Annotated in this window: 26 protein-coding genes; 14 read left to right on the top strand and 12 right to left on the bottom strand. The window is 31.3% G+C overall.

From position 1 onward, the window contains the following. The first annotated feature begins 397 nt into the window (after nt 1–397). The 7 genes from ACGHJ8_RS04630 to ACGHJ8_RS04600 all read left to right on the top strand — a co-directional run bounded on the left by ACGHJ8_RS04630 (nt 398) and on the right by ACGHJ8_RS04600 (nt 5551). Nucleotides 398–718, top strand: a complete 321-nt coding sequence (locus ACGHJ8_RS04630) for a DUF6442 family protein (RefSeq protein ID WP_390541967.1) — start codon at nt 398–400, stop codon at nt 716–718. Nucleotide 719: 1 nt separating this feature from the next. Then, on the top strand, nt 720–938 hold the full coding sequence (locus tag ACGHJ8_RS04625) for a helix-turn-helix transcriptional regulator (RefSeq protein WP_390541965.1): 219 nt from the start codon (nt 720–722) through the stop codon (nt 936–938). Nucleotides 939–989: 51 nt separating this feature from the next. Next, the gene (pepF, locus tag ACGHJ8_RS04620) at nt 990–2777 is read left to right on the top strand and encodes an oligoendopeptidase F (RefSeq protein ID WP_390541963.1); all 1788 of its coding nucleotides are present in this window, start codon (nt 990–992) and stop codon (nt 2775–2777) included. Nucleotides 2778–2914: 137 nt separating this feature from the next. Continuing rightward, nucleotides 2915–3178, top strand: a complete 264-nt coding sequence (tnpA, locus tag ACGHJ8_RS04615; RefSeq protein ID WP_390539564.1) for an IS66 family insertion sequence element accessory protein TnpA — start codon at nt 2915–2917, stop codon at nt 3176–3178. Next, nucleotides 3175–3522 (top strand): IS66 family insertion sequence element accessory protein TnpB, encoded by a 348-nt coding sequence (gene tnpB, locus ACGHJ8_RS04610; RefSeq protein WP_129737345.1) that lies wholly within the window; start codon nt 3175–3177, stop codon nt 3520–3522. Before tnpA (ACGHJ8_RS04615) ends, tnpB (ACGHJ8_RS04610) begins: the two co-directional genes overlap by 4 nt. 68 nt (nt 3523–3590) lie before the next feature. After that, complete coding sequence (gene tnpC / locus ACGHJ8_RS04605; RefSeq protein ID WP_390539562.1) at nt 3591–5153, top strand: IS66 family transposase; 1563 nt, start codon at nt 3591–3593, stop codon at nt 5151–5153. Between the two features lie 155 nt (nt 5154–5308). Further along, nucleotides 5309–5551 (top strand): hypothetical protein, encoded by a 243-nt coding sequence (locus ACGHJ8_RS04600; protein ID WP_390541961.1) that lies wholly within the window; start codon nt 5309–5311, stop codon nt 5549–5551. Here the strand turns inward: ACGHJ8_RS04600 and ACGHJ8_RS04595 are convergent. Both ACGHJ8_RS04595 and ACGHJ8_RS04590 read right to left on the bottom strand, forming a co-directional pair. Then, nucleotides 5540–6052 (bottom strand): DUF6512 family protein, encoded by a 513-nt coding sequence (locus ACGHJ8_RS04595; protein ID WP_390541959.1) that lies wholly within the window; start codon nt 6050–6052, stop codon nt 5540–5542. The genes ACGHJ8_RS04600 and ACGHJ8_RS04595 overlap by 12 nt on opposite strands. Before the next feature lie 37 nt (nt 6053–6089). Further along, complete coding sequence (locus ACGHJ8_RS04590; RefSeq protein WP_390541957.1) at nt 6090–6287, bottom strand: hypothetical protein; 198 nt, start codon at nt 6285–6287, stop codon at nt 6090–6092. A 149-nt stretch (nt 6288–6436) separates the two neighbouring features. Here ACGHJ8_RS04590 and tnpA (ACGHJ8_RS04585) point away from each other — a divergent pair, with 149 nt between their 5' ends. From tnpA (ACGHJ8_RS04585) to tnpC (ACGHJ8_RS04575), 3 genes are all read left to right on the top strand, one after another. Next, nucleotides 6437–6700: an IS66 family insertion sequence element accessory protein TnpA gene (gene tnpA / locus ACGHJ8_RS04585; protein ID WP_390539564.1), complete on the top strand. Its 264-nt coding sequence runs from the start codon at nt 6437–6439 to the stop codon at nt 6698–6700. Then, nucleotides 6697–7044: an IS66 family insertion sequence element accessory protein TnpB gene (gene tnpB / locus ACGHJ8_RS04580; protein WP_129737345.1), complete on the top strand. Its 348-nt coding sequence runs from the start codon at nt 6697–6699 to the stop codon at nt 7042–7044. The genes tnpA (ACGHJ8_RS04585) and tnpB (ACGHJ8_RS04580) overlap by 4 nt, the downstream gene beginning before the upstream one ends. Before the next feature lie 68 nt (nt 7045–7112). After that, nucleotides 7113–8675, top strand: a complete 1563-nt coding sequence (gene tnpC, locus ACGHJ8_RS04575; protein ID WP_390539562.1) for an IS66 family transposase — start codon at nt 7113–7115, stop codon at nt 8673–8675. A 104-nt stretch (nt 8676–8779) separates the two neighbouring features. Here tnpC (ACGHJ8_RS04575) and ACGHJ8_RS04570 read toward each other — a convergent pair whose 3' ends face one another. Then, nucleotides 8780–10183 carry a hypothetical protein gene (locus ACGHJ8_RS04570; protein ID WP_390541955.1) on the bottom strand — a complete coding sequence of 468 codons (1404 nt, stop codon included), beginning with the start codon at nt 10181–10183 and terminating at the stop codon, nt 8780–8782. A gap of 168 nt (nt 10184–10351) precedes the next feature. On the opposite strand from ACGHJ8_RS04570, the gene ispG reads away from it, so the two are divergent. Further along, nucleotides 10352–11413, top strand: a complete 1062-nt coding sequence (gene ispG, locus ACGHJ8_RS04565) for a flavodoxin-dependent (E)-4-hydroxy-3-methylbut-2-enyl-diphosphate synthase (RefSeq protein ID WP_087358100.1) — start codon at nt 10352–10354, stop codon at nt 11411–11413. Nucleotides 11414–11982: 569 nt separating this feature from the next. Here the strand turns inward: ispG and ACGHJ8_RS04560 are convergent. From ACGHJ8_RS04560 to tig, 3 genes are all read right to left on the bottom strand, one after another. After that, nucleotides 11983–12549: a hypothetical protein gene (locus ACGHJ8_RS04560; RefSeq protein ID WP_390541952.1), complete on the bottom strand. Its 567-nt coding sequence runs from the start codon at nt 12547–12549 to the stop codon at nt 11983–11985. A gap of 79 nt (nt 12550–12628) precedes the next feature. Continuing rightward, nucleotides 12629–13009, bottom strand: coding sequence for a hypothetical protein (locus ACGHJ8_RS04555; RefSeq protein WP_390541950.1), 381 nt, complete (start codon nt 13007–13009; stop codon nt 12629–12631). Between the two features lie 469 nt (nt 13010–13478). Continuing rightward, nucleotides 13479–14432, bottom strand: a complete 954-nt coding sequence (gene tig / locus ACGHJ8_RS04550; RefSeq protein WP_087358097.1) for a trigger factor — start codon at nt 14430–14432, stop codon at nt 13479–13481. 125 nt (nt 14433–14557) lie between these two features. Between tig and ACGHJ8_RS04545 the strand changes: the two genes are divergently transcribed. Then, on the top strand, nt 14558–14818 hold the full coding sequence (locus ACGHJ8_RS04545) for a hypothetical protein (RefSeq protein ID WP_205089235.1): 261 nt from the start codon (nt 14558–14560) through the stop codon (nt 14816–14818). Here ACGHJ8_RS04545 and ACGHJ8_RS04540 read toward each other — a convergent pair. Together ACGHJ8_RS04540 and ACGHJ8_RS04535 are read right to left on the bottom strand one after the other, a co-directional pair. After that, nucleotides 14791–15651, bottom strand: coding sequence for a deoxyribonuclease IV (locus tag ACGHJ8_RS04540; RefSeq protein WP_390542413.1), 861 nt, complete (start codon nt 15649–15651; stop codon nt 14791–14793). The two genes, ACGHJ8_RS04545 and ACGHJ8_RS04540, sit on opposite strands and share 28 nt — an antisense overlap. A gap of 2 nt (nt 15652–15653) precedes the next feature. Continuing rightward, nucleotides 15654–17024: a DEAD/DEAH box helicase gene (locus ACGHJ8_RS04535; protein WP_087358094.1), complete on the bottom strand. Its 1371-nt coding sequence runs from the start codon at nt 17022–17024 to the stop codon at nt 15654–15656. A gap of 359 nt (nt 17025–17383) precedes the next feature. Here ACGHJ8_RS04535 and ACGHJ8_RS04530 point away from each other — a divergent pair, with 359 nt between their 5' ends. After that, nucleotides 17384–17716 carry a hypothetical protein gene (locus ACGHJ8_RS04530; RefSeq protein ID WP_087358093.1) on the top strand — a complete coding sequence of 111 codons (333 nt, stop codon included), beginning with the start codon at nt 17384–17386 and terminating at the stop codon, nt 17714–17716. Here the strand turns inward: ACGHJ8_RS04530 and ACGHJ8_RS04525 are convergent. The 3 genes from ACGHJ8_RS04525 to ACGHJ8_RS04515 are packed head-to-tail and all read right to left on the bottom strand — an operon-like array spanning nt 17709 to nt 19901. Next, complete coding sequence (locus ACGHJ8_RS04525) at nt 17709–19277, bottom strand: hypothetical protein (RefSeq protein WP_205089237.1); 1569 nt, start codon at nt 19275–19277, stop codon at nt 17709–17711. The genes ACGHJ8_RS04530 and ACGHJ8_RS04525 overlap by 8 nt on opposite strands. A 20-nt stretch (nt 19278–19297) precedes the next feature. Then, on the bottom strand, nt 19298–19639 hold the full coding sequence (locus tag ACGHJ8_RS04520; RefSeq protein ID WP_390541947.1) for a hypothetical protein: 342 nt from the start codon (nt 19637–19639) through the stop codon (nt 19298–19300). A gap of 16 nt (nt 19640–19655) precedes the next feature. After that, nucleotides 19656–19901, bottom strand: coding sequence for a MerR family transcriptional regulator (locus ACGHJ8_RS04515; protein WP_390541945.1), 246 nt, complete (start codon nt 19899–19901; stop codon nt 19656–19658). Nucleotides 19902–19981: 80 nt separating this feature from the next. On the opposite strand from ACGHJ8_RS04515, the gene ACGHJ8_RS04510 reads away from it, so the two are divergent. Continuing rightward, on the top strand, nt 19982–20893 hold the full coding sequence (locus tag ACGHJ8_RS04510; protein ID WP_390541943.1) for a 4-hydroxy-3-methylbut-2-enyl diphosphate reductase: 912 nt from the start codon (nt 19982–19984) through the stop codon (nt 20891–20893). Between the two features lie 21 nt (nt 20894–20914). Here ACGHJ8_RS04510 and ACGHJ8_RS04505 read toward each other — a convergent pair whose 3' ends face one another. Beyond that, nucleotides 20915–22258: an MATE family efflux transporter gene (locus tag ACGHJ8_RS04505; RefSeq protein WP_390541941.1), complete on the bottom strand. Its 1344-nt coding sequence runs from the start codon at nt 22256–22258 to the stop codon at nt 20915–20917. Nucleotides 22259–22317 lie beyond the last annotated feature (59 nt).

The raw sequence follows: 22317 nt of genomic DNA, 5'->3' as shown, positions 1-22317 counted from the left end.
GAGGTGATAGAATGAATAAAGAAGATATTTTAAAAAAAATCAAAAAACAATAAATAAAGAAGAGGTGATAGAATGAATAAAGAAGATATTTTAAAAAAAATCAAAAAACAATAAATAAAGAATATGATTTTTTTCTTGACCAAAAAACAATTCCCATTTTAATATCAGTTTTATCATTTTATGTTTCTTAATAATGATATTATCCTTTTTTACATCTTTTCAACAAGAAATCTTTTATACAACAACGACTCTTCTACTCAGTTTTCTTTCATCATATTTTCTAGCTTACTACTATTATCTACATTTATCTAAGTACTTATATATTGGACTTATTTTTCTTATTCTCTTTATATTTTCTATAAATTATCTTTGGTTATTAATTTGGTGGGTGAAACATATGGATAAAAATAAAATTCTTGATTTATATCGTCACGAAAGAGATGAAAGACAAATCCAATGTCAAAGAAAAGCATTATTGAAAGGAATGTCTTTTATTATGATTGTGGCTTTTACATTTATATTCTTTTCATTTGAATTTCAAGAAATTCCTGCAGTGTACTATACTATTTACATTTTAATTATGCCAATGGCTGGACTATCATTAAGTATGCATGGATGGTATGATAAAAATAAACTCTATCTTTTATGCGGTCTTAGTTTAATTGTTCTGTGTCTTATCAATGGTTATCAATATATATCTATCATGGTTGGAGTTTAATATGAATAAAAAATTAATTTTTAAAAATCGTTTAAGAGAAATGAGAAATGAAAAAGGACTTTCTCAAAGTGAATTAGCTCAGATTGTTGGTGTTTCCAGACAAACTATTTCTTCCATTGAAAATGGTCAATTTAACCCTACCGCAAAACTTGCCTTAATTTTATGTATTGCCTTAGATCAAAAATTTGAAGATATGTTTTATTTTGAGTTATCAGTTTGACTTTTCAATCCGTTCATTCTATCATAGATGTATATCGAAAAGGAGGAAATTATGGAACGTCAAAATATAGATATCCAATATACATGGGATTTATCCCCTATTTATGCTCATCATCAAGATTTTTATAAAGATTTAGATAAAGCAAAAGAATTGCTCACTTCACTACTACAACAAAAAGATTTATTCTTAAAAGATGTGAATCAATTCTTAAAATTTCATCAAGAAGAAACAATGTTATCACGTTATATCCAGAAATTACATTGTTTTGCACATCTTCATTGTGATGTTGAACCAAACAATCAAGAATACCAGACAATGTATGCTGCAATTTTGTCATTCTATGATCAAGTTTCTTCATCATTAGATTTCTATACTGTCATGATGATTGAAAACAGTGAAAAAGTGACACAGTATTTACAAGACGAACAATTAAGTGATTATCGTTATACAATTCAAGAAATTTTACGTCAAAAGAAACATGTTTTATCACAGGAATTAGAAACATTGGTATCAAAAACATCTACGATTGCAGATATATCATCACAAGTTTTTGATGCTTTAAGACTAGACTATGACCCTGTTCATATTGATGGTCAAGAAAAAACATTGAATAGTGCAACTTTAACTGAATTTCTTAAAAATAAGAACCCTGAAGTCAGAAAAGAAGCTTATCATAACTTCTTTAAAGAATATAAGAAATTTGAAAATGTTTATGCTGCTACACTTTCTGGAGTCATGAAAAAAGATGCTTTCTATGCAGATGTGAAAAAATTCGATGGACCATTAGAAGCCAGTCTATTTGATGATAATGTTCCAACATCATTATTCTTTAAAATTTTAGATAAAGCAAACAATCAATATCGTCCTTTATTTCATCGTTATAATGCTTTAAAAAAGAAAGTTTTAAAATTAGAAACAATGTATAATTACGATCTCAATATTCCTTTAGTTCAATACAAAACAAAGAAATATACAATTGATGAATGTTTCGATATTATTTTAGATGTTGTTAAAATCTTTGGAGAAGACTATGTCAATATCATCAAAAAAGCCAAAGAAGAAAGATGGATAGATTATTATCCACACTCAGGTAAACGCATTGGTGCTTATTCAAGTGGATGTTATGATACAAATCCTTATATTCTAATGAACTTTATTGGAGATTATAATTCACTCTCTACCATGATTCATGAATTAGGACATAGTGCACATACTTATTTATCATGTCACAATCAATCACCTGTCAATTGTGATTATCGTATCTTTGTGGCGGAAGTGGCTTCTACAGTGAATGAAACACTATTAATCAACTATATGCTAGAACATGCTTCATCACCTCAAGAAAAAGCCTATTTCCTATATGAACTTTTAGAAAACTGTGTTGGTTTAATTTTTAGACAACCTATGTATGCTGATTTTGAACATATTTTACACACATGGGCTAAAGAAGGAAAACCAATGTCATCACAAATGATAACAGATTTGTATGACAAAAAGAATGCTGAGTATTATGGGCCAGAAATCACAATGGATGAATATGTGGGTTATTCTTGTTATTATATTCCCCATTTCTATTATAATTATTATGTTTATAAGTATACTCTTGGTATGACTGTCGCATTAGCGATTGTGTCACGTTTATTAAATGGTGATGAAAAACAAAAAGAAGCTTATCTTCGCTTCTTAAAATCTGGTGGCAGCAAAGACCCTGTTGATCTTTTAAAAGATGCTTTAGTCAATCCATTAGAAGATCAGTTATATGATGATGCTTTCCATTATTTTGAAACAATTCTTAATGAATTTGAAAACATTATCTTAGATACATCAAGCACTTTATGATATAGTGGTAGACTTTTTAATCTACCACTTCTTTTTATGCACTTAGATAAATTGTAAGCGACAAATGAAAAGGCACTAACAAGACTGCGGATATTCATTTAAAATGTAAGTACAATAAAAAAGGAGGTACTTACTATATGCAATATGATTGGAAAAAAATCATAAATAGTCAAAAGGAAAGCACTTTGACTGTCAAGGAATTCTGCAGACAGAACAATATCTGTGTGTCTTCTTTCTATAAGTCAAAAAGACGACTGGAAAATGATGAACTTCAAAGTAATTTATTTGTTCCTGTCGAGGTTGTGGATGATGCCCACCCCAATGTATCAATGACCATTGATGGTCATTGTATTGAATTTGATCCTGCACTTCTTGACAGAATCATTGGTGCTCTCAAATGATCATCAACACTGATGAAGTCAAGAATATCTACGTTTCAACGCATTTCGTGGATATGCGCAAGTCGATAGATGGGCTGACACTCATTGTGCATTCCCAATTCCAGATGAATGTCCTTGATCACAGCCTTTTTATCTTTACCAACCGATCAAGAAATCGCATCAAGATTCTCTATTATGAAAGCAACGGCTTCTGGCTGTTCATCAAGAGACTTGAACATGGAAAATTCAAAATCCAGGAATCGCAGGAATCATTGACAAGAGCCATCACTTCCCGTCAGCTCAGTTGGCTTCTGGAGGGTCTTGAATATGATGAAAAATTGAAAGAAAAGCAGCTTCTCATCTAACAAAGCAGTTTGTTTTATGGTATAATACGAAACAGCTGAAATCATGTAATGTGGGGTGTGAAGATGTCATGAACTTGAGAAATCTAAGTCAGGAAGAACTGATCAAGATGATCAATGAAAAGGATAAAAAGATTGAAGCATTGACTGAGCAGCTGAACTGGTACAGTCAGCAGATCAAGCTTCAGCAGAAGAAGCTTTTTGGTTCATCTTCAGAAAAGACTGTTCTTCCTAATCAGATTTCTCTTTTTGATGAAATTGAACTAGAATCCACACCAATCAAGCAGGAACCGGAACTTGAAGAAATCACATACAGAAGAAAAAGAAAAAGCAGACAGAGAGGAATAGATATTTCATCACTGCCAGTAAAGAAGGTCATTCATGATATTGACAATAAAAGCTGCCCAGAATGTGGTGCACTGCTTAGAAAGATAGGCGAAAACAAAAGAAAGGAGCTTGTCTACCATCCTGCACGATATGAAGTCATTGAACATATTCAATATGTCTATACGTGCGATCGATGTGACAGGGAAGCTGTTCAATCGCCAATATACAAGGCACCCATGAAGGAACCGGTCATATACAAGAGCTTTGCATCGCCATCACTTCTGTCATATATCATTGATAACAAGTTCAACAAAGCACTGCCTCTGTATAGACAGGAAGTCATGTTCAATCAGATGGGGCTGAAGCTGTCAAGACAGACGATGGCCAACTGGATGATCAAACTGCATGATGAATATTTCAGGACAATCGCTAGTCATATGCATAAGGTTCTGTTAAAAAGTCAATACCTGCACGGAGATGAAACGTCTGTTCAGGTTTTAAAGGCACCGCATCAAAAGGCAACCACAAAATCCTATATGTGGGTATACAAGACAGGACGCAGCGAGGAGAAGCAGATAGTTGTTTTCATATACGAAAATACAAGAGGACACGAGCATGCCCAGAAGCATCTGGAAGGCTATCATCATATACTTCAGACGGATGGCTATCAGGCCTATGAGAAACTTGAAGGCATTACACACATGGGATGCTGGGCTCATTGTCGTAGAAAATATAAGGAAGCACTAGACAGTGCGCCTGCTGGGGTAGATCTCAAACAAACTGCCAGCTATAGGCTTTTTCATAAGATCAACAAGCTTTTTCAAATTGAAAAGGAAAACGCGGACAGAAGCTATGAAGAAATCAGGCAAATTCGACAGGTTCAGTCAAAACCACTGGTTGATGATTTCTTTGAAGATGTCAGGGAATGTTCAAAAGTTGCAGTGGATAAAACAAAGTTAAGTGAAGCACTCAAATACAGCATCAACCAGGAAGAAAAACTAAGAGTCTACCTTGAAGATGGGAGAATAGAGATATCAAACAACCGAGCAGAAAATGCGATACGCCCATTCTGTGTAGGCAGACGCAACTGGCTGTTTACCAATACGGTTCAGGGAGCACAGACAAGCGCTGCCTTATATTCACTTATAGAAACTGCAAAGCTAAACAATCTCAATCCCTATGAATATTTTAACTATCTTTTGTCATCATTGACAGAAATAGATATCAATGATGAAGAAGCCCTTGATAATTATATGCCATGGTCAAAAGAATTGCCTGATAATACATATCTGACTAAAAAATCGTAGAGATACGATCTTTTAGTCGTGTCCTGTAAATCATACATATATAAATTGTCAATTTATTACAGCTCTAATTATAATCAATGTCGTTGATTGATAATAGGGCTTTTTCATTTTGCGCTTACGATAAATTTGTGTTATTTTCTTTATATCTCTTTCTTATGAATGAAGTCATATTTATCAGACTCCACCTTCTTTTATTCACAAGTGCTTTATCTCTTTTACCTTTTCAAAAGAATATTACAACTGGATGTGGCATGTTATGTCTTGGAATGACACTCATTTTATTTCCCTTTTGTACACCTGAAACTTATCAAAAATTGGGTTATCTTAAAAGCATTCAAATTGGACGTATTCTAGGCTTTCTTATTGAATTATATGCTCTTTTTATATTATTCCATTAATGACTGAAGCAGTGTTTCCACTGCTTTTTCTTCTTGAAATAACGGTATATCCAAAGGATAAAAAGTCCCTAAAACAAGTAAAATCATCAATAAAACAAAAGCTACAACATAAATAATCCATGATGATGTATCAACATGGAAATAGACATAATAAGATAGACTATTTCCTACAATGATTGAAGTCAACAACAATAAAATATCAAAAACAAGACTCTCTATCCCTAAACCATAACGAACAAAATAATAAATGAATAACAAAGAGAGTAAACCACTCAAAAGGCCATAAAACATAGCTTTCATATATTTTTTGATATCAATATCCTTGAAAATATAAATCCATAAATAACCTAATAACATTGGGTAAACAAATAGTTTTAAATGTTCAAAAACACTTTCATTCGTTGCTGAAAAAATAGCTATAAAAGGATAAGGAAAAAAATCATAAAGAAAATGTAAAAGTGTTCCTACTAAAAACTCTAAAAAAGACAATAAAACAGCCATAATCATCACCAATGTATTGTATGCTTTCTATATTTTTTTATTCATCAACAACGTAACCCATTTGTTTCATCAATGCTTTGATTTCTTTTTGACTTAATCTTTTTCCAATAAGATCTTGATCATTTTTCATCTTCATAAGTGATGTATGATCTAAAATCATAAATCCTTTAGATGAATAAACATATTGAACTTCATGATCTTTCCCATGATGTGTATATTGATTTTCTTCATTCATAAAGGCTTTTTTCGCATCCTCTTGTGTATAATAAGTATATATTTTTAAATATGGTCGATTATGTGGTAAGCGACAAATGAAAAGGCACTAACAAGACTGCGGATATTCATTTAAAATGTAAGTACAATAAAAAAGGAGGTACTTACTATATGCAATATGATTGGAAAAAAATCATAAATAGTCAAAAGGAAAGCACTTTGACTGTCAAGGAATTCTGCAGACAGAACAATATCTGTGTGTCTTCTTTCTATAAGTCAAAAAGACGACTGGAAAATGATGAACTTCAAAGTAATTTATTTGTTCCTGTCGAGGTTGTGGATGATGCCCACCCCAATGTATCAATGACCATTGATGGTCATTGTATTGAATTTGATCCTGCACTTCTTGACAGAATCATTGGTGCTCTCAAATGATCATCAACACTGATGAAGTCAAGAATATCTACGTTTCAACGCATTTCGTGGATATGCGCAAGTCGATAGATGGGCTGACACTCATTGTGCATTCCCAATTCCAGATGAATGTCCTTGATCACAGCCTTTTTATCTTTACCAACCGATCAAGAAATCGCATCAAGATTCTCTATTATGAAAGCAACGGCTTCTGGCTGTTCATCAAGAGACTTGAACATGGAAAATTCAAAATCCAGGAATCGCAGGAATCATTGACAAGAGCCATCACTTCCCGTCAGCTCAGTTGGCTTCTGGAGGGTCTTGAATATGATGAAAAATTGAAAGAAAAGCAGCTTCTCATCTAACAAAGCAGTTTGTTTTATGGTATAATACGAAACAGCTGAAATCATGTAATGTGGGGTGTGAAGATGTCATGAACTTGAGAAATCTAAGTCAGGAAGAACTGATCAAGATGATCAATGAAAAGGATAAAAAGATTGAAGCATTGACTGAGCAGCTGAACTGGTACAGTCAGCAGATCAAGCTTCAGCAGAAGAAGCTTTTTGGTTCATCTTCAGAAAAGACTGTTCTTCCTAATCAGATTTCTCTTTTTGATGAAATTGAACTAGAATCCACACCAATCAAGCAGGAACCGGAACTTGAAGAAATCACATACAGAAGAAAAAGAAAAAGCAGACAGAGAGGAATAGATATTTCATCACTGCCAGTAAAGAAGGTCATTCATGATATTGACAATAAAAGCTGCCCAGAATGTGGTGCACTGCTTAGAAAGATAGGCGAAAACAAAAGAAAGGAGCTTGTCTACCATCCTGCACGATATGAAGTCATTGAACATATTCAATATGTCTATACGTGCGATCGATGTGACAGGGAAGCTGTTCAATCGCCAATATACAAGGCACCCATGAAGGAACCGGTCATATACAAGAGCTTTGCATCGCCATCACTTCTGTCATATATCATTGATAACAAGTTCAACAAAGCACTGCCTCTGTATAGACAGGAAGTCATGTTCAATCAGATGGGGCTGAAGCTGTCAAGACAGACGATGGCCAACTGGATGATCAAACTGCATGATGAATATTTCAGGACAATCGCTAGTCATATGCATAAGGTTCTGTTAAAAAGTCAATACCTGCACGGAGATGAAACGTCTGTTCAGGTTTTAAAGGCACCGCATCAAAAGGCAACCACAAAATCCTATATGTGGGTATACAAGACAGGACGCAGCGAGGAGAAGCAGATAGTTGTTTTCATATACGAAAATACAAGAGGACACGAGCATGCCCAGAAGCATCTGGAAGGCTATCATCATATACTTCAGACGGATGGCTATCAGGCCTATGAGAAACTTGAAGGCATTACACACATGGGATGCTGGGCTCATTGTCGTAGAAAATATAAGGAAGCACTAGACAGTGCGCCTGCTGGGGTAGATCTCAAACAAACTGCCAGCTATAGGCTTTTTCATAAGATCAACAAGCTTTTTCAAATTGAAAAGGAAAACGCGGACAGAAGCTATGAAGAAATCAGGCAAATTCGACAGGTTCAGTCAAAACCACTGGTTGATGATTTCTTTGAAGATGTCAGGGAATGTTCAAAAGTTGCAGTGGATAAAACAAAGTTAAGTGAAGCACTCAAATACAGCATCAACCAGGAAGAAAAACTAAGAGTCTACCTTGAAGATGGGAGAATAGAGATATCAAACAACCGAGCAGAAAATGCGATACGCCCATTCTGTGTAGGCAGACGCAACTGGCTGTTTACCAATACGGTTCAGGGAGCACAGACAAGCGCTGCCTTATATTCACTTATAGAAACTGCAAAGCTAAACAATCTCAATCCCTATGAATATTTTAACTATCTTTTGTCATCATTGACAGAAATAGATATCAATGATGAAGAAGCCCTTGATAATTATATGCCATGGTCAAAAGAATTGCCTGATAATACATATCTGACTAAAAAATCGTAGAGATACGATCTTTTAGTCGTGTCCTGTAAATCATACATATATAAATTGTCAATTTATTACAGCTCTAATTATAATCAATGTCGTTGATTGATAATAGGGCTTTTTCATTTTGCGCTTACATTATGTGTACCTGTCACTTGTATATCTGTCAGTGAATCAATGGTTGCATATGTATCTGAAAAATACTCATCCCAATTTCCTAAAATATGATTTTCTTTTTCAACATAGGGTTGAATTTGTCTTAAAACGTTTTGTCGATGTTCCATAATAATACGTATATCCTCTAAAGGATAAGGTAGAGATGCAATAAAAAACTGAGATATCCCTATCATTATTCCTACAAAAAACAAGAAGAAAGTAAACTGCACCCCATATAAATATTCAGATGGATATTTCTGTTTTGGTTTATAAATACCTTGATGTTGTTTCAAATAAAATTGAATACGTCGTAAATATTGTCTTTTGATTTCTTGAAGACGAGTCTTTAAAATTGTATATAAACTCCAAACAACAATCATACATATACAAAAAGAAATAACCATTGCTAATTCTAAATCAATCGCTGCAAAATACTTAGAAACAGGAAAGTATGACATAATATGATAACATATATCTAAACAATTATAGAAAATATTTCCAAATGGAATCATCTCTAAAACTGTTTTAAGTTTCAAGTTACTGACTGCATTAAAATTTTGCTGATAAAAGATCAGCAAGGCAAATGAAATATACATTGGCATAGCCATACTTCCTAAGATATTTTTGATCGTATTGGTGCATGTTCTTAAACATAAAATCATCTGTTCATGTTTTGTTAAATCTTTGATTGTTCCTTTCATATCTTCATGATGTTTTGCAATCAAAAGATAAGCTTGATAATAAAATTCAAAAAAATCCTTGCGATGTCTTTTATGAATCCTTTTTTCAAATGATGATTTGATATATAACCATGTATCATCTTCACAACAATTGAGATAATGATAGCTATCTTTTAAACTTAGTTCTCTTTTCTTTTTCTTAGGATCGTTCTTTTTAAAAAGACTCCATATATATAATGATGTATAAAATAAAATCAAAATGATTGTTAAACCTAGAACACAAAACAAAAATGATGTTGATTGTTCTGTATAATTAAAAAGATTTGATAATGCAGGAAAAACAGTTTTTTGTAACGAAACACCTAAATCAAAACAAAACTGATAAATTCCATCAAAAACATGACTTGTAGTTAAAATAGAACTCACAAAAGTAGCACTAATAAATGCACCACATATAATAAAAAGACATGCAAAAAAGATCCACCCAATAATATTCAATACATCCCATACTCTTTGAATAACCTTTGCATATTGATATTGAAACATCTGCATTTTTGTCTTATTTTTGTGAGTGATGTCAACATAAACTTCTTCTAAATGCTCATATTCTTCTGTTTCCTTTAATCTTTTATATAATTCATCCACAAGATGTTGATCTTTAAAATCCAATATTTCTTTTAAATCTACCACAATTATCCTCTCCTATTTTTACACTATATCATATTTATTCATAAAATACTGAACGTAATCATTATTAGATAATTTGATGTCAAAATCTGCACTTAGTAAGATTCCATTACAACTCATTTATTTTTTAAAGAAGTTCGTGTATAATAAAAAAAGAAACGAGGTAAGATTATGTTAAGAACACAAACAAGATCATTTCAAGTCGGTCATATCACAATGGGTGGAAATAATCATGTCATTATCCAGTCTATGTGCAATACCAAAACAAAAGATATTCAAGCAACAGTTCAACAGATTCATGCATTAGAAAAAGCAGGTTGTGAAATGGTAAGAGTTGCTATCTTTGATCAAGAGGATGCTTATGCTATTCAAGACATTAAAAAACAAATTCATATCCCATTAATTGCCGATATTCACTTTGATTATCGTTTAGCTTTATTAGCTATTGAAAATGGTATTGATAAAATTCGTATTAATCCGGGTAATATTGGTTCTATGGATAAAATCAAAGCTGTGGTGGAAGCATGTCAAAAACATCATATTCCTATTCGCATTGGTGTCAATGGTGGTTCTTTGGAAAAAGATATTTTAGAAAAATATGGCAAACCAACTGCACAAGGGATGATTGAAAGTGCTCAAAAGCACGTTGATATTTTGGAGTCACTCAATTTTCATGATTATGCGATTTCATTAAAATCATCTAACACTTTACTTACAATAGAAGCTTATACTCTTGCCAGTCAAACTTTCGATTGTCCATTACATATAGGAGTTACGGAAGCAGGAACAAAGCTTGGCGGAACGATTAAATCAAGCTTAGGTATTGGAACATTACTTTATCAGGGAATTGGAAATACAATTCGTGTTTCTTTAAGTGCCGATCCCGTTGAAGAAATCAAAGTTGCCAAAACATTACTCAAAGAATTAGAACTGATTGATCATGTGCCTACACTGGTATCATGCCCAACATGCGGACGTATTCAATACGACCTCATTCCTGTCGCTAATGAAATTGAAGATTTCTTAAATAACATTCATAGCGATATTACGGTTGCGATTATGGGATGTGCTGTCAATGGTCCAGGTGAAGCCAAACATGCAGATATTGGTATTGCTGGTGGTGTTAAAGAAGGACTGCTTATTAAAAAAGGAGAAATTATTAAAAAAGTAAAACAAGAAGATATGGTTTCAGTTTTAAAAGAAGAAATATTAAAAATGGTTGAGAAGCAATGATGAAAAAAATCATTGCTTTTTCTTTGAAACTTTCATCTTGCATTTCTAAAAATATAGCAATAATACTACTTGGATAAAGTACGACTTTAAGCTTATTCTGTTTTATATCGTTATATTCTTTGCAAAGAGGAATATTATTTATTCTAGAAATATAATCCAAAGTCGCTAATAAATAAAAAAATTCAGGATACCATTTTTTCATAATCAATTCTAATCTGATTACTTTCTAAAAGCTCTACAACAAAGTTTGTATCTGTTATTCCTTGAATTTATGACAAACATTACTTTTAAATAACTCAAAATCACATCTTAAAGTATCTTCTATTAAATACTCTACTGTTAAATCCAAAGCTTTAGCTATTTTATAAACAGTTTTAGCACAATAATGTGTAAGTTCTATATTTTGTTTCAAAATATTTTCATTTTAATAAAGATAGATACTATTATTTTTAAAATTTCTTAGTTTGCTATGGATATTTAATTATGATTTGATACACCTTTTTCATTGTCATTAAAAAGCTGTACCTTCGAAAATATACTTTATTTTCGTTGATACAGCTTAATTTATTTTATTGGTTAGAAAATAACATTGATGCATAATATGGAGTATTGCTATCATATTGAAATGTTGCTTTGTTTAATTCTTTACATGAATCCAAATCATATTTTCTAATATCTATTTTTCCATCTTCTGAATACATTGTATATATACCATCTTGGTTAGAAATCATTTTATCAATAAATGTATTAACCTCTACGATTTTCATTTTTCTATCATCGAGTTGTATAATACAAATTTTATTACCCTGTTGACTGTGAATGCCAGAAGATACAAATAATTTATTTTTAAAAATGGCTATTTCATTAGGAATCATATCTAGTTCTATTTTTTCTAATTGCTCATTGTCTAAATCAAGGATTCCAATTGAATGATTATTATCTGAAGAATTAACAAAGTATAATTTATGATTATGTATTATTGGTTTTGATTGACTATAACCATAATCAGAAATATTGATTTCTTTTATCAAATGAAGATTCAAATCATAAACACATATATATGATTTAATATGTTCTTCATTATTTATGCTCTTAAATACTAATATTTTATCATTATAATCAAGAATTTCAGTCATAATATAATCTTTATCCGTTATTTCTTTTATTATATGACCTTTTTTATCTGATAATGTTAGATATTCTATACCATTACTATTATTTAATGTATATATAATCATTTTTAATTATTGCATTTAATATATTAAATTTTGGAACGTCATACGTTTCCAATTTCCCAGTTTTAAAATCTAACGATGTAACTTTTTGTTCATTATTATCAAGATACAATCCATTAGGAACAAGAGTCATTTTACCATCTTTAATCATTGGAATATTCATAGAATCACCTAAAGTCGGCAATTTTTCATTTTGTCTATAAATCTCATTAAGATCATTGTCCAAATAAACAATATCAGAATCTTTTTTCTTTTCAGTTGTTATAATAAATCCAACCTGAAAATCCTTGTCGTATTGTTTATTATGTGTACATCCACATAACATGATAATAGTCATTAAAAATACAAAATATTTTTTCATATATATCATTTCTCCACATTCATAATTATGCAAATAAATTTGTATATTTTGTGGAGAAAAAGTGAATTTTTTGTGGATATTTAAATATCTTAAAATAATAAACATATCAAACTTTTGTTGCAAAGTAATCATATCATGTAAGATGTCATGAATCTTGCTAAAACTCAATGAATGGTTTATGCTTACGAGAATATATTACAATCATAAATGACAGAATCTTGATTCACCCAAAACTTTTAATCATCCAATTTCTGTCATATTAAAGTAGTCAAATATTGACGAATTTCATAAAAATATCTCATCTTTCTACAAATTTATACAGATGATTTCATTTTTTTCTGCTAATGTATCAACAGTCTAACTTTTTTGAAGTCCAATTGTTTGAGAAATAGATTCTATTAAACGACATACATAGAAAATATCATTTTTAAATGAAACTCTTATTAAAAAAGATTGCCCTTAGACAATCTTACTCTACTATAAATTTTGCACTGTTTAAAATCAATTGACTTGCTTGAATACGATTTAAATCACGTCTTAATCCTTCTAAATCAATTTTTTCTAAAATATCTTTTTTATCCATTTGATATTGTTGTGCCATTAAATCAACTTGACGATCAACATCTTCATCACTTGTCATCAAGTTTTCAACTTTAACAATTTCATCAATAATTGCTTCAAAAATAGCTTGTTGTTTTGCAGCTGGCATTAATTGAGCATGTAAAGCATCTTGATCCATTGACATCATTTGAAGATATTGTTCTAAAGCCATTCCTTGTTTTGCTAATTCATTTGTTACATATTGAACATGTTGATCTAAAGCTCTTTGAATATCTTCATCTTCTACTTCTACATCACTATTTTCAATTAATACACCTAAAACTTTATTTTCTTTTTCAGCATTTAAAGCTTGAATATTTTGATTTTCTAAACCTTCACGAATTTTCATCTTCAAATCATCTACTGTTTCCACATCTGGAATTTGTAATGATTTTACAAATTCCTCATCAAGCTGTGCTTTGACTTTTGAAGCAATATGATGAACTGTCACTTGAAAAACAACATCTGCTCCAGCCAAATCTTTTGCCCCATAATTTTCTGGGAAAGTCAGATTTAAATCTCTTGTTTCTCCTTTGGCCATACCAATCATTTGTTCTTCAAAACCAGGAATGAAAGAACCAGAACCAATTTCTAACTGATATCCTTCAGCTGTCCCTCCATCAAAAGCTACACCATCTTTTAATCCTTTAAAATCAATTGTTGTGACATCTCCGTTTTCTACTGTTCCATCTTTTTCAACAAGTTGACTTCTTTGTGATAATAACTGTTGAATTTCTCTTTCTACATCTTCTTGATTGACTTGACGTGAAGAAATTGTCACTTCAATCCCTTTATAATTACCTAATTGATTAACTTTACTCATAATCTAAATCCTTTCTTTTAAAAACGTCCATATTCTATCATATTTTTTATCATCACTTCAAGCTTATTTCAAAAAAGTGTTCTTTTTTTCTTGAGTCAACATAGGATATATTTAAGGAGGCAAACATGAGAAATCAAAATAATGAGTATATATCAAGACTACAATTAAATGATTTTCAAGTTCTTTTAAAAGAATTTGATATTGAACTAGACCAATCTACACAACAAAGCATTCTCAATATGATTAAAAACAATCAATATGCTTTAGCACATGAACAATATCATTTTATTCTAGAAAACTATATAAAAAAATTGACAAGTGAATTCACTTGTCAAAAAATATTTGTATTACTCAATAGTTATTTTAAACCACTATTAAATGTCTGATGCATAAACATCTCTATTTCTTCACGATAAGGTGCTTTTCCATCAATATAAGGTGTTTCAAGAATCTTTGGAACATCTTTTAATTTAGGATGATGGACAATTTGATTCAATGTTTCAAATCCGATATAACCATAACCAATGTTCTCATGACGATCTTTATGAGCACCACGCTCATTTTTAGAATCATTCACATGAACAACAAGTAAACGATCCAATCCTATCTTCTGATTAAATTCCTCTAAAATATCATCAAAATGTGTCAAATCATAACCCGCATCATGAATATGACATGTATCCAGACAAACACCTAATAATGAACTATGCTTTGTATTTTCAATCATATATTGAATCTGATCAAACGTTCTTCCCATTTCACTGCCTTTACCAGCCATTGTTTCTAAAGCAATATGAACTTTTTGATCTTCACGTAAAACCTCATTTAATCCCTTAATAATCTGCTTTAATCCTGCTTCATCTCCAGCTTTGACATGAGAACCCGGATGCAAAACAAGACGACTGACACCGATTTCTTCACATCGGGCAATTTCTTCTTTTAAAAAGCGCACGGCAAGTTCATATGTTTCAGGTTTAACAGTATTAGCTAGATTAATAATATAAGGTGCATGAACAACCACATCATCAATTGATATATGATGTTCTTTCATATATTCTTTTGCTTCTTCAACACGCAATTGACTAACAGGCTTACGAGCAGTATTTTGTGGTGCTCCAGTATAAAACATAAAAGTATTTGCACCATAAGATACAGCTTCTTTAACAGAACCCAATAACATCTCTTTTCCACTCATGGAAACATGACTTCCAATTTTCAACATTATTGTGCCTCTCTTTCTCTTTTTTCTCTTTGTGCCTGTTTTGCACGTTCTTTTTTCTGTCTTCTGATATCCTGTTTAATAATAGCTCTTTTTTCTTTATGAACCATTTCTTCAATTTGTCTTTTACGTTTCTTCTTATATCCCGGTTTGACTTTCACTGGCTTTCTTACAATAGCTGAAATCTTCTTTTCCAGTTCCGTTTGATGTTTCACACGATTTTTACGTTTTTGACGTTCTTTTGTTTGAACAAATTGTTGTCCCTTTAATTCCTTAACTTCAAAATGAATCCCTTTCTTTTCCAATTCTTCAACAATAGATTGATTAGATGTATCATACATATTATAACATTCACCTGTATATTTTCCTCGACCACAACGACCACTACGATGAATATAAAAATCAAGTTCAGTTGGAAATTCCATATTGATAATATGACTGACTCCATCAATATCAATACCTCTTGCGGCAATATCTGTCGCCACGATATATTGATATTCCATGTTTTGAATACGTCGCATCATCTGACGTCTTTCTCTTGGTTCCAGATTTCCATGAATTTCTCCAACTTTATAACCATCTTCACGTAACTGGTGACTAAGTTTCTCAACTTCTTCACGTTTATTGCAGAAAATAATACAAATATAAGGATCAATCACATCAATAAGACGCTTTAACACATCATAACGATCACGATGTTTTGTTGGTAATAAATAGTGGGAAATATTTCGTGATGTAGAAAGATGTTCATCTATTTCAATGATTTTTGGTGCATCCATATATTTTTTAAGGAAAGGTCTTAACATTTGAGGAATGGTTGCTGAAAAGACAAGCATCTGCAAATTGTCTTTCATCTTTCCCAGTACTGCATCAATATCTTCTAAATAACCATATTCTAAAGTCATATCTGCTTCATCAACAACGAATATATCTGCTGTTGTAATCTTTAAAGCCTGTTCATCTAAAGATAAGTCTTTAATTCTACCCGGTGTTCCAATAACTAAATGAGGTTGAACATTTAACTTTGAAATGGTTTTTTGTTTATCTTTCCCACCAATAATTAAAGAAACTCGTAAATCTTTATTAAACTCAATAAATATTTTGGCTTGTTCATAGATTTGTTGTGCCAGTTCTCTTGTTGGTGCAGTAATAACTGCTTGAACACAATCCATTGATGTTTCAATCATATCCATGATAGGTATTAAAAAAGCATGTGTTTTTCCTGTTCCTGTCTGCGAAATACCAATGACATCACGATGTTTATACACAAGAGGAATAACAGCTTTTTGAATTTTTGTTGGTTCTTGAAACTGTAGTTTTTGTAATGTTTCCTTGATAAAAGGTTGAAATTGATACTGTTCAAATAATTTCATATAATATCGCCTCCTTTAAGCCATATGATTATACACTAAAATAAATAAAAATGCAAAAAACTTTGATACAATCTTATCTTTTCTTTAACGAATCTATCAAAGAAAAGATATCAATCATGACAACTCGATTATATACAATATTTCTGCTTTCTTTTCAAATGATATCAACATGTAAAAATGATAATATTATTTCTGTAACATTTTTTTGTCTTGTATATTGAATTATTTATATCATGTTAGGCAGTAGTATCAATCTTTTAATTGACAAACTAAAGGTATAAAAAATCATAATTTTCTTTATGAAGACACAAGTATCATCTTTTTTCTTTTGGCATATCTTAACATAGGAGGTGTTCACTATGTATCCACAATATCCACCCTATGATTTTTATCCATATTATCCTATGATGTATCAAAAACCATCTCTTTTACAATCTATGCGATATTCACTTCATCAAATGAATTTAGCTTCAACAATTCAAACTGCTCAAAAAACATTATATACAGCTAATCAACTCATTCCAATCATTCATCAGTTGCAGCCTGTTTTACACAATGCCAAAACAGCTTTTCGTGTTGTCAAAGCTGTGAAAAGTATGCAATTTGATGATATAGATGAAGATATTGATAAAAATGTACATGTGGAAACACAGCCATTTGAAAATATGTATCCAACAAAAAAGCCTAGTTAGGCTTTTTTAATTGACACAATATATCTTGATGATAACCATAAATTTCCAATAATGCGATAGCGTTCCCTACTGTACAACGTCCTTTATGAATTTTATAGTCACAAGACAGCTGTTGATTGATAATTGCATCACGGAAACAGTATTGATCAATATCTTGAAATTTTTCAACTAATGATAAATCATGGGTTGTTACCAAAACAATGGATGTTGATTGAAATAAATAATTTAAAATAGCCTGTGAAATCATGACACGTTCTGTTTCATTTGTTCCCCTTAGTATTTCATCAATAAAAATAAGACAATCTTTCACTTTCACATCATCAATCATCGTTTTTAATGTTTTAATTTCTTTGACATAATAACTATCACCTGATGTTAAATCATCCTTCATATGGATAGCACTATGAATCGTAAAATCATAACATATCCATTCATCAGCAAAACAAGTATGTAAAGTTTTTGCCATAACCATGTTGACACCTATCACTTTTAAAAACGTTGATTTCCCCGAAGCATTTGAGCCTGTAATCATGCATGAATGAGATGTTGTAAAACTATTTTTCACAGGATTTTTAATCAATGGATGATATGCTTCGACAAACGATATTTTTTTCTCATCAACAAATACTGGTAAACATGTCTGTTCATGTTCACGTAACAACAAGACACTTAAAGCTAAATCAGCGATACCAATATACTCATAAATCAACATCATATGTTTTTCTATATCTTGGCGATGTTTTAAAAGCGTAAAGTACTGGTGTAAAGATATAAAAAGAAAACTTTGGATAGTTTGGGTGAAATAAAAGACATCAATTTTTGAAACTTTAGAAATCATGCGTGTCAAAAAAGTATATCTTTTTTCTTTTTTTATAAAACAAAGGGCATCTTGAATGATAGACTCTGGAAAAACATGATGATTGATAAGACGTGAAAATGTTTCAACCATACAACAATAACTCATGGTTTCACTCATTATTGTTTGTATACGCTGACTAAAATAAGTATGTAAAGCAACCATTATCCCAAGATATAAAGAAAAAGGGAGCCAAATATTGTGACCAAACACAAAAAATGCTAAAAGAAATAAAAGTGGACCAAAACTTAAAACTTGAATCAATCTTTTTTCCCATAATGTAAAAACATCATGATGATCAAACAATCCTAAACAACGATCATATTCTTTGCTTAACTGATATAATTCATATAAAGTATGTGATAAAATTTTTTGATCTTTATAACGTTCAATCATAGTTTCTAAAAGTTGATATTCATATTTTCCTGAAACCATACGCCCATACATATATTCTCTACCAATATTCGTATAAGTATAATCACATTTTTGTAAAACTTGGCACAACTGAAAATCATCAATTTCCTGTTGTGTCAAAGCATATTGATTCAGTTTTTTCGCATATTCTTGATTCCACTCTACATCATTTTTTGCCATCTGATAACGGAAAAGATGCAATAATCTTTGATGCATCCAAAGATTCCATAACCCTTTTAAAATCATAACACTTAAAATCATCAAAATAACAACTGTCCAAAAAATCCACATATCATTTCACCTCATCTTAATTATATATCCCTGCCCTTAGGGTAAAGCAACTCCTTTTTATACTTTTGATAGATTTCATATAAAAGCAATCTCAATCTAGAAGAAAAGTGGATTGCTAAAATCAAAAGCATAGCGAAAGAAGCAAAAAGAGATAAAAAAGAATCGCCAACAAATAAAAATAATGCATAAATCAAAAATGATAACCCCACCACTATTTTTTCAAAGGGGAGAATTGTTTGGGTAGAAGAATTGATTTCTTTCAATTGTTTGACTTGTTCTAAGTGATGACTTAAATATTCTAATGACTGTTTTTGCATGAGATTTTCTTTGACCTCATCAATATATTGTAAAGATGTTTCCATCTCAAAAATCTTTTTTTCATATTCTTCTTTTTTTAAAATCAAAGATATCATATTGATGATGAAAAAGGATATCTTTGATTTGAGAAATAGAAAAATCAAGTTGTCTTAAGCATTTAATCTGTATTAATCTTTCAATATCTTTGTCTTGATAAACACGATAACCATATTGATCTTTTTGAGGCTGAATTAATCCTTTTTGTTCATAAAGCATTATTGCTTTTTTAGATAAATTGAGTTGTTGAGAAACTTGTTGTATATGCATTTTTATCACCTCATTCCATTATATAAAGATTTCTTCATCATCACAAGAAATTATGTTACAATGTTGATGAGGTGAAAAACATGCAAGTGAAAGCAATTACGCCTAGAGGTTACTGCAAAGGCGTTGTTCGTGCCATCCAAATGGCTAAAAATGCTCAAAATGAAAAACAACCTATCTATATTTTAGGTATGATTGTTCATAACCAATATATTGTTGATGCACTAAAGAAAAGAGGTATTCAAACAATTGATATCCCTCATTTGACACGTCTAGAACTTTTAGATCATGTCCATGAAGGTACTGTTATTATTACCGCTCATGGAGCAAGTGAAAAGGTTTTTCAAAAAGCCAAAGAAAAAGGTTTAAATATTATTGATGCATCATGTTTAGACGTCATTAAAACGCATGATTTGATAAAAGCAAGACTTGATGAAGGATATGAAATCTTATATATTGGAAAAAAAGGTCATCCTGAAGCAGAGGGAGCTATTTCTATTGATGAAAAAAAAGTGCATCTTATCACAAAGAAAGAAGATTTACAAAAGATACCTGCCAATCAAAAATATGTCATAACCAATCAGACAACAATGTCATTGTATGATGTCTATGATTTATGTGAGTATGCCAAAAGTATTCTTCCTCATGTTCAAATTGAAAAAGAAACTTGTAAAGCAACACAAATCAGACAGGAAGCGATTAAGAATATGGATGAGGATATTGATATTGTTTTTATTGTTGGTGATCCTCATTCTAACAATACACAAAAACTGGCAAGTATTGCCAGTCAAAATAAAGAAGTTCATATGATTGAATGTCTGGATGATTTGAATATTGAATGGTTAAAAGGCAAAAAAAAGGCTGCTGTATCATCAGGAGCATCAACACCAACCTATCTGACTAATCAGGTCATTGATTTTTTAAAACAGTTTGATGAATCGAACTCTCAGACTTTTGATAAGCAACCTATTGACTTTACAAAAATTCTTGATTAAATGCATGGAAACATGCATTTTTTATTGTTCAGGTAACCATTTGACTTTATGATAATAAATCATAAACATAATAGCTGCACTGATCCACGTGACTGGCCATCCAAAGAATACAAAGAACACATCATTTGTGATATGAGTCATAATAGCTAAATAAATTTGACGCAATATAACAAAGTTAAAAACCATAATATACATTGGAATTGATGATTTTCCTGCTCCTCTTAAAACACCATTATAAATTTGAACGATTGGTAAAACAATATAACAAGTGATAAAGGCAAATAACATCTTCCATCCTGCCTCAACAACAGCTGGATCACTATTAAAAATACTAATAACATTTTTACCAAAGAAGAATAAGAAAATAGCCATCGCTCCAACAACTGCAAATGTCATCCATAATGCAATCTTTGAACCACGTTTGACACGATCAAAACGTTTAGCACCAATATTTTGTCCAACAAATGTTGTAATCGCCATATTGAAACTTTGTAAAGGTAAATTCACAAAACCATCAATACGAATGGTTGCTGAATATCCTGCGACAACATCTGAACCAAAGGCATTGACATAGGATTGAACCACAACATTGGATAAAGACACAATACTTTGTTGTAATGCGGTTGGTAAACCAATAGTGATAATACGTTTTAAAATAGGTAAGTGAAAACGTATATCTTTGACTTTTAAAGCATAAACTTCATCACTTTTCATCAAAACAATACAAACAAGCAATGCACTTAATGCTTGAGAAATATCTGTCGCAATGGCTGCTCCGGCAACACCCATATGAAAGACTCTTACAAATAATAAATCTAAAACAATATTTGTTAAACAGGCAACAACTAAAAAATAAAGTGGTCTTTTGGAATCACCGATTGCACGTAAGACTCCAGCTCCCATATTATAAATCAATGCAAAAGTTATACCTCCAAAATAAATCGTTAAATATGTGGATGATTCTGGAAAAACATCAGCAGGTATACCAATGAGATGTAAAAGTGGATTTGTCAAAAGTACACCTAATATCGTTAAAAATATAGCCATCACGAGGGTTAAAGCTGCTGAACTGTGAATTGACTGCTTTAATCTTTTTCTATCGTTAGCACCATAATATTGTGCAATAACAACACCTGCTCCTGTTGCTAGACCCATAAAGAAACCAATTAACATATTGGTAATGGGTGAAGATGCCCCCACAGCAGCTAATGCCTGTTTAGAAACATAATTTCCTACAACATATGCATCAACGGTATTGTATAATTGTTGAAATAAATTTCCTATCAACAAAGGTATAGAAAACCAGAATATAGATTTTGCTATACTCCCATAAATTAAATCTGTAGATTTTCGACTCTGATCCATCCTTTTCTCCCCTTTCCCTATACAATCAATTATTGTACTCCTGTTTTTTATTTTTACAA

The sequence above is a fragment of the Massiliimicrobium timonense genome (assembly GCF_042850985.1).
Classification (GTDB): Bacteria; Bacillota_I; Bacilli_A; order Erysipelotrichales; family Coprobacillaceae; genus Allocoprobacillus.
This window is presented reverse-complemented; position numbering and strand designations above follow the sequence as displayed.